Below are 13,317 nucleotides of genomic sequence, written 5' to 3' on the forward strand. Positions count from 1 at the left end.
GGGGGCCGACGAGGTCGAGGTGGATGACCTGCTCGCCAGGGTGTTCGCCTGACGAGCAGGTCGCGCCGACTACTTCTGGACCAGTACTGCGACCGTGCGGGCCGGGACTGACACTGTGCCGGTTGACGCGGTCCAGGTGGTCTGCTTGACGACCGGGTCCGAGCCGGCGGCTTGGATGGGGGACAAGGACAGGTTGGCGCCGGTCAGGGCCTGGACCTGCTGGGTGACCGGAGCGCCGGTGGAGTTGAAGACGACCAGGGCGCCCTTGAGGGCGGGGTCGACGTTCGGGCCGATGGTGTCGTCGATCCGCATCACGACAACGCCGGGCACGGCGGCCGGCGTACCGCTCAACGGGTAGGAGACCTTCTGGTTGATCAGGTCGGCCGAGCCAAGCCGGAAGAGCGGAGTGGAGAACCGCAGCTTCAGCAGATCGACGGCCTGGTTGTTCGCCGTCGCCACGTCCGCGGCAGACGGCTTCAGCGCCGCGTTGCCGAGGAGCGGCTTCATGAACGACCACTTCGCCTCGTTGTCCGGCTTCGGCGGCAGGCCGTGGCCGAACCCGTTGTCCGCGCCGGTCCAGTCCAGCGTGTTGAACCAGTCGCCCGAGTCGTACGAGTTCCGGTCGAGCGACTTGCTCCGCAGCAGGTCCGCGCCGGCGTGCCAGAACGACGGCGTCTGCGCCAGCGCGGTGGTTGCCAGCGACAACGTGTTCATCCGGACCCGATCAGCCATCGGCAGATTCGCCGGCAGCTTGAAGGTGAGCGAGTCCCAGAGCGTCTCGTTGTCGTGGGCATCCACATAGGTGATCACCTCGACCGGCTGATCGGCGTACCCGGCGGGTGATCCGTTGTAGTCCACGCCGTCACCTCGTACGACGGCTCCGGTCTCCGCGGACCTGAACGAGAACGCCCGCAGATTCCCCGCCAGCCCGAGCTGGACCAGATCCGTGTCGTGCGCGAGCCGCTTCGCCCGGTCCTCCGGCGAACCGTTGACCGGGGCACCGTTCGGGTCGCTGGCCGCGCCGGAGCCGAAGCCCTGCACCCGCGGGTCCTCGTCGAACGGCCCGCCGCCGCGCACCGCGTCGCGGAGCCGGTCGGAGAAGGTGCCGATCCCGGTGCCGCCGAGCTGGCCCTGAGTTGCCTGGACGAACAGCGCGTTGTTGGCGACCTCGCCGAAGTTCCAGCCCTCGCCGTACAGGTAGATCTTCTGACCGTCCACCCCGTCGCGCGCCAGTGTGAGCTTGTCGAGCGCGGCGCGCACCTTGAGCATGTTCGCCTTGCTGTGGTGGCCCATCAGGTCGAACCGGAAGCCGTCGACGCGGTAGTTCTTCGCCCACGACACGGTGCTGTCGACCATGATCTTCTCCGCCATCGCGTGCTCGGTCGCGATGTTGCTGCAGCAGGTCGAGGTCTCGACGCCACCGGTCGAGTTCAGCCGCTGGTAGTAGCCGGGCACGACCTTGTCGAGCACGGAGGTCGGTGTCTGCCCGGCCGCCGGCGTGTGGTTGTAGACCTGGTCGAGCACGACCCGCAGGCCGGACTTGTGCAGCCCGCCGACCATCGTGCGGAACTCGGCCACCCGCGCCAGGCCGTCCTTGGCCGTCGCGTAGGAACCCTCCGGCACGAGCCAGTGGTACGGGTCGTAGCCCCAGTTGAAGCCGTCCTTCGCCGCCACCGCGGTGACGCACGCCTGCTGTTGCTCGGAGTCTGGCGGGAACGACTTGAGATCACACGCGGGAGTCTGCTGCCCGGTCTCCGGGATCGAGGCGATGTCGAACGTCGGCAGCAGATGCACCGTGTTCAACCCGGCAGCCGCGAGCTTGCGCAGGTGCTTCGTACCGTTGCCCTCGTCCGCGAACGCCAGATACGTCCCGCGGTGTGCGGCCGGGACGGTGGAGTCGCTGATCGAGAAGTCCCGCACGTGCAACTCGTAGATCGTCGAGTCCACCGCCCGAGCCAGCTTCGGCGACGGCGTGCGCGACCACTGCGACGGCATACCGGCCGGATCGTTGAGATCCACCGCCACCGAGTACGCCGAGTCCGTGGCGAGCGCGAGCGAGTACGGATCGGTGACGACGTTGGTCTCCACCTTGCCGGTGCTCGGCGCGAAGACCACCACCTCATAGCGGTAGGTCGCGTTCTTCCAGGACCGCGACCCGTTCACATACCACGAGCCGTCGTCGGTGGCCTGCATCGGCACCCGCTGCGACCCGACGAGCAACGTGACCTTCTGTGCGGTAGGCGCCCAGAGCGTGAAGGTCGGAGCACCCCCACGCCACGCCACGCCGTACGAGCGCCCGGCGGCCGACGCGCCGTACAGGTCGTCCAGGACGCCAGGGATCTGTACCCCGGTCGCGTCGAGCAACCGCCCCGAATCGTCGTACTGCGCGAGCCCGAGCTGTCCCGTGAGGATCTTCCGGGCGTCGCCATGATCGAGCCGGAGCGCCGTGTATCCCTTCAACGCGGGGAACTTGGCGAGCACCTTCGGTGGGATCCCGGCCGGGTCGACCCGCAGCCCGGCAGAGGATCCACCGATGTCGTCGGCATCCACCGCCAGCGAGCCCGTCGCCGACCAGTGCAGCCGCCAGCGGGACCGCTCGGGATGAGCGACGGCCGGTACTGCGAGGAGGTCCTTGCCGAGCCAGTGCGCCTTGGCCTGCTTGAGGTCTGGTTGTGCGCCCGGCTTGGCCGTCGTCACCGTCAGCACGTGCGTCGCCAGGACGTAGGAGAAGGTGACGACGAGTCCGTCTCCGGGCACGGTGATGGGGATGTTGCCGCCGGTCGGGCTGCCGCCGGCGCCGTAGCTCTCGTCCCAGGACAGGCCGTGCGCGACCTTCGCCTCATAGCTGCCCGCTCCGATCTTGCTCGTCGACCAGGTGAACGTGCCGTCTCCGTCCTGGTCGGTCAACCAGGGTCGCATGCAGTCGGGTGACCAGTCGGCCGGACAGCCCAGCTCGGACTGGAACGAGCCCGGCACGGTGACGATCGGTCCCTGCGCGGTCGACGTGACGAAGTGCCGGCCGTGCTCGTAGTAGAACGTCACCGGTCCCGTGGGTCCGGTGTAGGAGATGTTGGCGCCGTTCGCGGCGCCGCCGGCTCCGTAGTTCTCGTCCCAGGTCTTGTTGATCGCGGCCTTGTAGGCGTGCTCGCCCTGCAGCCCGGTGAAGGTGCCCTTCCAGACGTTGTCCTTCGGGTCGAGCGTCAACTGGGCCTGGTCGCAGTCCGGGGACCAGTCCGCGGGACAGCCCATCTCACTGTTGTGGTCGCCGGGCACGCTCACGTTCGCGGGCTGGGTGACCGGGTCCGTGCCGCCGCCGCCACCGCCGCCGGGTGTCGGAGCGTCACCGACGATCCCGTACGAACCGGAGACCGAGTAGTTGCCGGACGCATCCTTCAGGACCGCCCGGTACTCGAGCAGCGTCCCCTTCGGCAGGCCGCTCACGTCGTGGAACACCCGGTACGGCGCGTTGTCGTCCGCCCCGAGCCGCTGCCACGCCGTCGTACCGACCGGGCGGTAGCCGAAGGTGACGGTGACGGGGGTGTTCTCCGGCACGGCCGCGGCGATCTCCGCACGGCCGCCGACCGTCGCGCCGGCCTCGGGCGAGCTCATGTAGACAGCGGGTGCCTCCGAGCGGTGCGGCAGCGTCGACGTCGCACGGTAGACAGTCACGGACAGCGGATCTGCCGTAACCGACACGCGTCCCTCGCGATCAGTCCTGAGGTCACCGCCACCGCCGTAGATCGGCTTGAACCGGCTGTTCTTCAGGTACGTCGGGATGGTCGCCGACTTCGCGGTGGTCGCGTTGTTGGCGACGACCACGTACTCCGTCTTGTCGTTCCCGAAGCGGCTGAACGCGTACAGTCCTCCCGCGTTCGACGAGTAGCGGTGCACCTGGGTGCCGTCGGCAAGCGTCGGGTACTGCGCCCGCAGCTTCTGCAGCGCGGCGATGTGCTTGTACATCGGCGCGTTGACGTCGAAGCGGTCCTGGCTGCCGATCGTGGTCGTGCCGGTGCCGTCGACCACCTCGTCGTCGGTGTAGTCGGCGGTCTTCGTCGCGAACATGTCCTGCCGGGCGTCCTTGTCACCACCCGGACCGGTGAAGCCCTGCTCGTCGCCGTAGTAGATCACCGGCTGGCCGCGGGTCAGGAACATCAGCGAGTGCGCGAGCTTGTCCCGGGCCAGGAGTTCTTGCCCGGCCGCGCCGCCCTGCTTGAGGAACAGGCCGATGCGGCCCATGTCGTGGTTGCCGAGGAAGGTCGGCAGCTGGTACGCGTTCGAGTCGGCGTCGGTGTAGTAGTCGTCGTTCGCGTAGAAGTCGCGGAGCTGGGTGCTCGGCTTGCCCTGCGCGAACGCGACCGCGTTCTGCTGGAAGCCGAAGTCCAGCGTCGCCTGCAGCGCGCCCTGGGTCGTGTAGGTCGACATGAACTTCGGGTCGGCGTCGAATACCTCGCCGAACATGAAGAAGTCCTTCTTGCCCGTGGCCTTGGCGGCTTCCAGGATCTTCGGCGAGAACTTCTGCCAGAACTCCATGTTCACGTGCTTGACGGTGTCGATCCGGAACCCGTCGATGCCCAGCTCGGCCCACGTCTTGTAGACGTCGATCATCCCGTCGCGCACCTTCGGCTGCTCGGTGAACAGGTCGTCCAGCCCGACGAAGTCGCCGTACTCGGCCGATTCGCCGGCGAAGGTCGAGTCGCCGCGGTTGTGGTAGAGCGTCGGGTCGTTCAGCCAGGCCGGCTGCTTCACCGTCTCGTCGGCCGGAGTCTTGAAGACCGGCACGTTCGGGAACGAGGTGTTGCGGTCCAGCGGCGGGAAGGTGTCGCCACCGGCGTACTGCTTGTCGTCGAAGACGTTGCCGTTCGCGTCCTTGTAGGGACTCGTCGACTTCGGGATGTAGCCGTACTGGCCGGACTGGTAGGCGATCACGTCCGCGGTGTGGTTGGTGATGATGTCGAAGAAGACCTTCATGCCCTTCTGGTGGGCGAGGTCGATCAACTGCTGCATGTCCGCGTTGGTGCCCAGGTGCGGGTCGATCTGGGTGAAGTCGGTGATCCAGTAGCCGTGGTACCCGGCGCTGACGTTCGCGCCCTCACCCTGCACCGGCCGGTTCTTGAACGACGGCGTCAGCCAGATGGACGTGGTCCCGAGCGACTTGATGTAGTCGAGCTTCTGCATCACGCCGGCCAGGTCCCCACCGTGGTAGAAGCCCTTGTCGGTCGGGTCGAGGCCGGTGGTGAGCCGGTCGCCGGTCAGGCCGCCCGCGTCGTTGGACTTGTCACCGTTGGCGAACCGGTCCGCCATCAGGAAGTAGAACCGCTCCTTGGTGAGGTCCTGGCGCAGACTCGGGCTCGCCAGCGCCTTGTCGGCCGGGGCCAGCCCGCCGGCCAGGTCGACCGGCTTCACCGACACCACGTGGCTGGTGTCGTCGTAGCTGAACTGCACCTTGGCCGGTCCTTCGAGCCGCAGCGGGATGTTGGGCCCGTTCAGGACTCCACCTGCGCCGTAGTTCTCATCCCAACTGCCGTTGACGGTGACCTTGTACTCATAGCCACCCGCGGGCACGTCGAAGACCTTGCTGTACTGCGTGCCCGTGGTGCTCTTGGTGAGCTCGCTCTGGGAGCAGGACGGAGTCCAGTCGCCGGGGCAACCGAGCTCGCTCTGCAGAGACCCGGCGACGGTGATCACCCGGTCGGCGGCGACGTCCGCGGGCGCGGCGACCGGCGTACCGAGGCCGAGCGCGACCACGGCCACCGCCGTCACCGCTGCGGTCAGACGTGCATGGGCATGGCGCAATCTGAACATCACGGGACCCCTCCCAAGGCAGGACAACCTGCGGGGACGCTAACCCGCGCACCCATCCAGCGGAAGGCCTCGAAGGTCGCGGTCAGGTCACTGCGGTCCACAAGACGTCGACCGGCAACGCCGCGAGCCTGGGCCCGAACCGGGTTGCCTCGGGGGCGGTGTGCAGCAGCAGACCGAAGGCGAAGCGATCTCCCAGCCGGTCAGCCAGGAACCGAAGTCCGCGCAGGTCATCCGAAGACGGAGTACTGGTCGCCTTGACCTCGATACCGATCACCCGCCCATCGGGGTGCTCCAGCACAAGGTCGACCTCGGCGCCGCTGCGATCGCGGAAATGCCACAACGTCGGACGGGAGGCAGACCAGGTCAGCTGCTTGCGGATCTCGTTGGCGACGAAGGTCTCGAGCAGTTGACCGAAAGGCCCACCGTTGCGATCGACCGTCGCACTGGTCGCGCCGACGAGATGTGCCGCTAGCCCGGTATCGGTGACCACGAGCTTCGGTCGTCTCACCACCTTGCTGCTCAGATTCGTGGACCACGCCGGAATGCGGTCGATCAAGAAGGCTTCGGTCAGCAAGCCGAGGTATCCGTCCACAGTGCGCGCCGGAAAGCCCAGGTCGCTGGCGATCGCGCTCACGTTGAGTTCGTTGCCGGTTCGGGCAGCACAGAGCTGGAGAAGGCGGGGAATCTCTGCGAGCCGCTCGATTGAGGAGAGGTCCCGGATCACCGACTGGGTGATCGTCTTCACGTAGCTGTCGAACCAGGCCCTGCGACGGCCGGGCTGCCGGTTGACGACCTCGGGGTACCCGCCGGCGACGATCCGGTCCACGACGTCGGCTCGGGTGACGGAGCTGTTGCGGATCAGATCGACGGGCGCATCGAAGAGCCGGTCGACGAATGTCTCCGTGACACCGGCCATCTCGCCCTGGGAGAACGGCCACAGGTCGATCGTTTCGACCCTCCCCACAAGCGACGGCGCCATGTCGTGCGCTGACAGCAGTCGGGATGAGCCGGTCAGCAGGAATCGCCCCGGCCGCCGGTCCCGGTCGATCTCCGCTTTCACCGCCCGGAAGAGCCCGGACTCCAACTGCGCTTCGTCGATCACGAAGGTGTCGACCGAGCGGGTGACGAAGTTTCGCGGGTCGTGCCGCGCGGCCTGTCTGCTGATCTCCTCGTCGAGATTCGCGAACTCCACCGTGCCCGGGTAGCGGAGGTTTCGCGTCAGAGTGGTCTTGCCGACTTGACGCGGACCGTTGACGACGACGACCGGCGTATCGGCGAGCGCAGCTTGGGCAACCGTGGCGGCCGACCGGTCCAGAAGAGTCATGAGACGGATTGTATTGCGGATTTGTCCCAAGGTGCGTCGCCGATTCGTCCCACGAGCTGCTGCGGAATCGTCCCATCGTTCAGGGAGGATTCGTCCGGTTGATCCATCGTGGATCTGCTGCGGGTGATCAGTCGGGCGAGGTGACGAGGGCGGGGAGGCTCTGTTCGATGGGAGTCCTGAGGACGGCGGCCGCTTGCTCGTCGTACGGCGTCGGCTCGGCATTCAGGATGAGGAGGTCTGCGCCGGCTGACAAGGCGACGTCGCAGAGGCCGGCGGCCGGGTGGACCTGGAGAGACGTGCCGATCGCGATGAAGAGGTCGGCTTGCTCGGTGGCGGCGACTGCGGCGTCCAGGACCGCCTGGTCGAGGGACTGGCCGAAGGAGACCGTCGCGGACTTGAGGATGCCGCCGCAGACCTCGCAGGCCGGATCTTCGTCGCCTGCATCGAGACGGGGGAGTACGTCGGCCATCGGGATCCGGCGGGCGCAGTTCAGGCAGTCGACGTACCAGACGGTGCCGTGGAGTTCGTGCACGAGTGCGGGAGAGGAGCCGGCCTTCTGGTGGAGACCGTCGATGTTCTGGGTGATCAGCCCGGTCAGGCGGCCCTGGCGCTCGAGGTCGACCAGGGCTCGGTGGCCGGCGTTCGGCTCGGCGGTCCAGGTCGGTGCGGCCAGACGGAACTTCCAGGCCTCGATCCGTACCGCGGCCGACGCGACGTACTCGTCGATGTCGAACATCACCTGAGCCGCTGGGTTCTTCGTCCACACTCCCTCTGGACCGCGGAAGTCCGGGATGCCCGACGCGGTGGAGATCCCCGCACCGGTCAGGACAGCGATCCGCTCGGCCTTGGCCACGAGTTCGAGGGTCACGCCTCCGAACGTAACGCAGCCTCCCAGTCCGGGGCCAAGACGGCCATCACGATGTCGTCGTAGCGCTCGCCCTCCCACAGCAGCGCCTCGCGCCGGACGCCTTCGACGACGAATCCCGCCTTCTCGTAGGCACGCCGGGCCCGCGGGTTGAAACTGAAGACGCCGAGCTCGATCCGGTGCAGGCCGAGCTCCTCGATGCCGTAGCCGACGATCAGCCTGGTCGCTTCGCTGCCGAGCCCGCGGCCCTGACCGGCCGGGCCGATCAGGATCCGGAAGCTGCAGGACTCGTCGTCCTTGCTCCACTCGTTCAGCACGGCCTCGCCGACGGTCTCACCGGTCGCCTTGTCGACGATGGCCAGATCCAGCCGGTCGATCTGGTCCTTGCGGGTCCGCAGCCACTCGCGGTACTCCGGCTCCGTGATCTCTCCGCGCGACCCGGTGAACCGGGTGACGTCCGGATCCAGCATCGCCGCCATCAACGCGTCGTAGTCGCCTTCGTCCAACGGCCGAAGGATCACCAGCTCACCGACCAACGTCGGCTTGTCCGAGAAGTCGCTCACGCCCCGGAGTCTCCCAACGAACCACCCCGCCCGGCCAACGGATTTAGGTCAGCCGGCGTACGACGTACTGGTGGTCGAGGGCGGAGACGAGTTCCTGGGCGCGCATCCGGCACCAGGCGGGGATGTCGGTGGCGGCGGCCGGGTCGTCGGCCAGGATGGTGATGGTGTCCCCGACCGCCACCGCGGGTAGCGCCTGGGCCAGTTTGATCACCGGGAGTGGGCAGAGCAGGCCGCGGCAGTCCAGGTCGAGGTTCACATCCCCACTTCAGCACGGATCCGCCGGACCAGCCCGGGCAGCACCTGGGCGAACCGGTCGATCTCTTCGTACGTCGTGGTCCGGCCGAGGGAGACCCGAACGTTGCCATGCGTGAGAACCCCCATCGCCGCCAGGACGTGCGACGGCCGCAGCGTGCTCGCAGTACAGGCCGAACCGCTGGAGACGGAGAAGCCCTCGGCGTCGAGCGCGGTGACCAGCGCCTCGCCGTCGACGTACAGGCAGGAGAAGGTCAGCACGTGCGGCAGCCGGTCGTCCGGATCGCCGACCACCTCGACGTCGGCGATGTCCGCCGCCACGCGCCGGCGCAGTTCGTCGATCCAGGCGCGGTGCTGCTTGTCCAGCGCCTCGGCCTCCTGGAGCCGCGCCTGCAAGGCGGCCGCCGCGGCCAGGGCCGCCGGGACGTTGGGATGCCCGGGGGAGAGGCCGTCCTCCCGCTCATCCACCGGCCAGGCAGGAGACAGCCGCGTCCCCTTCCGCACTGCGAGCAGGCCCACGCCGGCCGGTCCACCCCACTTGTGCGCACTGGCTGCCAGCACTGACCACCCACCGGGTACTGCGTCGCGCCCGATCGAGGCGGCCGCGTCGACGAAGAGGGGGACGCCTGCCTGGGCGCAGATCTCGGCCGCCCAGGCGATTGGTTGCCGCGTCCCTACTTCGTGGTTCGCCGCCTGGATTGCTGCCAGGGCGACTCCTGGCTGGGTGACCTGGGCGGAGAATGCGTCCTGGTCGATCCGTCCCAGGGAGTCGACGCCCACCTCGGCCGCGGTACCGGTTGCTGCCGCGGCGTGCAGGACTGCCGAGTGCTCCACCGCGGAGTGCACGATCGTCGAGCCGACCCGGCGGCGGGCGGCCGCTACAGCGGGTAGTCCGGAGTGGATCGCGGCGGTGCCGGAGGAGGTCAGATAGACCTCGTCAGGCCGTACTCCGAGGGCGTCCGCGAGCACCGCGCGAGCGTTGTCCAGCAGCAGTCTGGCGTTGCGTCCTTCATGGTGCAGCCGGGCCGGATCGGCCCAGCCGGAATCCAGTGCCGACAGCAGGATCTCCCGCGCTGCCGGATGCAACGATTCGGCCGATGCCGCATCCAGATACGCACGCTCGCTCACAGGGGAAACGCTAGAGCATGTCCGCCCATCCGGTGCCGCGCAGCACGCAGCGGATGGGCGGACATGCTCTAGCCCTACCTATGCGCAGAACCGAGGAAGGTGTCCAGTAGTGTTCTGTCGTCAGTCTCACCTGGGAAGGGAAAGGCGCCCCGTGGGTTCGAACGGCACGCCCGGAGTGCGCGCAGCAGGTCTGAAGAGGACCGGTGCGGGAGCACGTCCGGCGAAGCGACGCCTGCTGGTTCCGGCGGCAGTGGTGGTCGGCACATTGTTGCTGACCGGCTGTTCGCAGGCGAACAAAGAGCAGTGGAAACGACTCGGCCTGCCCGTGGGGGCATCTGACCGGACCGAGGCGATGGAGAGTCTCTGGATCGGCGCCTGGATCGCCGCGCTGCTCGTCGGCGTGCTCGTCTGGGGACTGATCCTGTGGGTGTCCGTGCGGTATCTCAAGCGCAACGAGGACGCCCCGCGGCAGACGAGGTACAACCTGCCGCTCGAGGTGCTCTACACGCTGGCACCGTTCGCGATCATCGGGGTGCTCTTCTTCTACACGATCGAGCACGGCAACGAGATCACTCACATGTCGGACGACCCGTCCCACACCATCAATGTGGTCGGTCAGCAGTGGCAGTGGACCTTCAACTACAAGGAGACGGTCGACGGGCAGGAGGGGGTCTGGGAGACCGGCACCCTCGAGAAGCCGGCCGAGCTCTGGCTGCCGATGAACGAGTCGGTGCAGTTCGACCTGACCTCGCCGGACGTCATCCACTCCTTCTGGGTGCCCTCGTTCTACTTCAAGCTCGACGTCATCCCGGGCCGGACCAACAAGTTCGAGCTGACCCCGACCAAGACCGGCACCTTCGCCGGCAAGTGCGCGGAGCTGTGCGGCCTGTACCACAGCCGGATGGTGTTCACCGTCAAGGTGGTCACCCCCGACGAGTACCAGGCGCACCTCAGGGATCTGGCCGCCAAGGGCCAGACCGGCGCCGCCACCGGTGGCCAGGACGCGACCACCATCCCCGGTCACGGTGAGCAGGAGGGCGAGAAGTGACGGAGTACGCCGAGCGCACCGGCACAGTCGGTGCGACGACGGCGCTGCCCAGGCGGCGCAGCAAGGGCCAGATCGCGGTCAAGTGGCTCACCACCACCGACCACAAGCTGATCGGCCACCTGTATCTGATCACCTCGTTCGTGTTCTTCCTGATCGGCGGTGTGATGGCGCTGCTGATCCGCGCCGAGCTCGCCAAGCCGGGCTTGCAGATCGTGAACGAAGAGGTCTACAACCAGCTGTTCACCATGCACGGCACGATCATGCTGCTGCTGTTCGCGACGCCGCTGTTCGTCGGGTTCGCCAACGTGATCATGCCGGTGCAGATCGGCGCCCCCGATGTGGCGTTCCCGCGGCTCAACATGTTCAGCTTCTGGCTGTTCCTGTTCGGTGGTCTGATCACCCTCAGCGGCTTCTTCACCCCGGGCGGCGCGGCCGACTTCGGCTGGTTCGCCTACGCCCCGCTGTCCAACGCGGTCCGCTCCCCGGGTATCGGCGGCGACCTGTGGATCATGGGTCTGTGGATGGCCGGCCTGGGCACGATCCTGGGTGCGGTCAACTTCGTCACCACGATCATCACCATGCGCGCGCCGGGGATGACGATGTTCCGGATGCCGATCTTCGTGTGGAACATCCTGATCACGTCGCTGCTCGTGCTGATCGCGTTCCCGATCCTGGCCGGCGCGCTGCTGATGCTGGAGGCGGATCGAGCTCTAGGGGCTCACGTCTTCGACGCCGCGAACGGCGGGCCATTGCTGTGGCAACACCTGTTCTGGTTCTTCGGGCATCCCGAGGTCTACATCATCGCGCTGCCGTTCTTCGGCATCATCACCGAGATCCTGCCGGTCTTCAGCCGCAAACCGATCTTCGGCTACATCGGCCTGGTCGCCGCGACGCTGTCCATCGCGGTCCTCTCGGTGGCGGTGTGGGCGCACCACATGTTCGTCACGGGAGCGGTCAACCTGCCGTTCTTCTCGTTCATGACGTTCCTGATCGCGGTGCCGACCGGGGTGAAGTTCTTCAACTGGATCGGCACGATGTGGGGCGGCTCGGTGTCGTTCGACACCCCCATGCTGTGGGCGGTGGGCTTCTTGACCACCTTCCTCTTCGGCGGTCTGACCGGCGTCATCCTGGCCTCGCCGGCGCTGGACTACCAGCTGTCCGACTCGTACTTCGTGGTCGCGCACTTCCACTACGTCGTCTTCGGGACCGTGGTGTTCGCGATGTTCGCGGGCTTCTACTTCTGGTGGCCGAAGATGACCGGCCGGATGCTCGACGAGCGACTGGGCAAGCTGCACTTCTGGTTGCTGTTCATCGGCTTCCACACGACGTTCCTGGTGCAGCACTGGCTGGGTGTCGAGGGTATGCCGCGCCGCTACGCGTCGTACGGGGCCAACGAGGGCTTCACTACCCTCAACCAGGTGTCCAGCATCGGGGCGTTCATCCTCGGGCTGTCGATGTTGCCGTTCTTCTACAACGTCTACAAGTCGCGTAAGTCGCCGCTGGTCGGGGTCGATGACCCGTGGGGCTGGGGCCGGTCGCTGGAGTGGGCCACTTCGTCCCCGCCGCCGCGGCACAACTTCGTCAGCCTGCCGCGGATCCGGTCCGAAAGCCCCGCGTTCGACCTGCACCATCCGGACATCGCGATGTCGGAGTACCCGGACTCCGGTGCACCCCGGGACAACCTGCTCGACGCGGGTGAGGACAAGGGCCGGGTGGAGAACCTGGAGCGCAACCTGAACGCCGGCACCGGTGTGGACACGGAGGACAAGGCATGAAGGTCGAAGCCTGGATCTTCGGCATCCTGACGCTGTTCGTTCTGATCGTCACGCCGATCTACTGGATCATGTCCGAGGATCCCACCGGCACCACCGCGCTGGTGATGACGTTCTTCCTGTCGCTGCTGGTGGCGTTCTACCTGAGCGTCACCGGCCGGCGGATGGACACCCGGCCGGAGGATCGCAAGGAAGCCGAGATCGTGGAGGGCGCCGGTGAGCTCGGCTTCTTCCCGCCGTACTCGTGGTGGCCGCTGTGGTGCGGGCTGACCCTGTCGGTGATCGTGCTCGGCCTGGTGTTCGGCTGGTGGCTGTTCATCGTCGGCAGTGGCCTGGGCATCATCGCGCTGTCCGGTTTCGTCTTCGAGTACTACCGCGGGGACCACGCCCACTGAGCTGCTTGAAACCGATCGGTTTCACCGATCGGATGTGATCCTTGTCGCGCCGGCCGTAACGTTTTCGGCCGGCGCGACGTCAACTAAAACGTGTGATCGAACGTCACCAGTACTGCGGGCCCGTGGGGGCCTCGCCGTACTGGTGATTTTGTGCAGTGCGCAGGTACG

Annotated in this window: 9 protein-coding genes; 3 read left to right on the forward strand and 6 right to left on the reverse strand. The window is 67.2% G+C overall.

The genetic code is table 11. The annotated features are described in order from the left end of the window. Window positions 1–69: 69 nt before the first annotated feature. From pulA to EV648_RS24115, 6 genes are all read right to left on the reverse strand, one after another. Window positions 70–5,802 carry a pullulanase-type alpha-1,6-glucosidase gene (gene pulA, locus EV648_RS24090; protein ID WP_132295973.1) on the reverse strand — a complete coding sequence of 1,911 codons (5,733 nt, stop codon included), beginning with the start codon at window positions 5,800–5,802 and terminating at the stop codon, window positions 70–72. A gap of 82 nt (window positions 5,803–5,884) precedes the next feature. Continuing rightward, on the reverse strand, window positions 5,885–7,126 hold the full coding sequence (locus EV648_RS24095; protein WP_132295976.1) for an ATP-binding protein: 1,242 nt from the start codon (window positions 7,124–7,126) through the stop codon (window positions 5,885–5,887). Between the two features lie 127 nt (window positions 7,127–7,253). Then, the gene (locus EV648_RS24100; RefSeq protein ID WP_132295979.1) at window positions 7,254–7,994 is read right to left on the reverse strand and encodes a Sir2 family NAD-dependent protein deacetylase; all 741 of its coding nucleotides are present in this window, start codon (window positions 7,992–7,994) and stop codon (window positions 7,254–7,256) included. Further along, the gene (locus EV648_RS24105) at window positions 7,991–8,554 is read right to left on the reverse strand and encodes a GNAT family N-acetyltransferase (RefSeq protein ID WP_132295982.1); all 564 of its coding nucleotides are present in this window, start codon (window positions 8,552–8,554) and stop codon (window positions 7,991–7,993) included. Before EV648_RS24105 ends, EV648_RS24100 begins: the two co-directional genes overlap by 4 nt. A 43-nt stretch (window positions 8,555–8,597) precedes the next feature. Further along, the gene (locus EV648_RS24110; protein WP_132295985.1) at window positions 8,598–8,810 is read right to left on the reverse strand and encodes a sulfurtransferase TusA family protein; all 213 of its coding nucleotides are present in this window, start codon (window positions 8,808–8,810) and stop codon (window positions 8,598–8,600) included. Continuing rightward, complete coding sequence (locus EV648_RS24115) at window positions 8,807–9,934, reverse strand: cysteine desulfurase family protein (protein WP_132295988.1); 1,128 nt, start codon at window positions 9,932–9,934, stop codon at window positions 8,807–8,809. Before EV648_RS24115 ends, EV648_RS24110 begins: the two co-directional genes overlap by 4 nt. A gap of 151 nt (window positions 9,935–10,085) precedes the next feature. Between EV648_RS24115 and coxB the strand changes: the two genes are divergently transcribed. From coxB to EV648_RS24130, 3 genes are read left to right on the forward strand one after another with little or no spacing between them, the layout of a single operon-like run. Then, window positions 10,086–10,982 carry a cytochrome c oxidase subunit II gene (gene coxB / locus EV648_RS24120; RefSeq protein WP_132295991.1) on the forward strand — a complete coding sequence of 299 codons (897 nt, stop codon included), beginning with the start codon at window positions 10,086–10,088 and terminating at the stop codon, window positions 10,980–10,982. Beyond that, entirely contained in the window at window positions 10,979–12,757 is a 1,779-nt protein-coding gene (gene ctaD / locus EV648_RS24125) for a cytochrome c oxidase subunit I (protein WP_132295994.1), read from the forward strand. Before coxB ends, ctaD begins: the two co-directional genes overlap by 4 nt. Continuing rightward, a complete protein-coding gene (locus EV648_RS24130; protein ID WP_132295997.1) occupies window positions 12,754–13,149 on the forward strand; it encodes a cytochrome c oxidase subunit 4 in 396 nt (131 codons plus the stop codon). Before ctaD ends, EV648_RS24130 begins: the two co-directional genes overlap by 4 nt. Window positions 13,150–13,317: the final 168 nt, after the last annotated feature.

Source organism: Kribbella sp. VKM Ac-2568, assembly GCF_004345365.1.
GTDB lineage: Bacteria > Actinomycetota > Actinomycetes > Propionibacteriales > Kribbellaceae > Kribbella > Kribbella orskensis.

Coding starts and splice junctions, on each gene's coding strand:
- EV648_RS24095 (WP_132295976.1), bottom strand. CDS start 7,126: ATGACTCTTCTGGACCGGTCGGCCGCCACGGTTGCCCAAGCTGCGCTC.
- EV648_RS24130 (WP_132295997.1), top strand. CDS start 12,754: ATGAAGGTCGAAGCCTGGATCTTCGGCATCCTGACGCTGTTCGTTCTG.
- pulA (WP_132295973.1), bottom strand. CDS start 5,802: ATGTTCAGATTGCGCCATGCCCATGCACGTCTGACCGCAGCGGTGACG.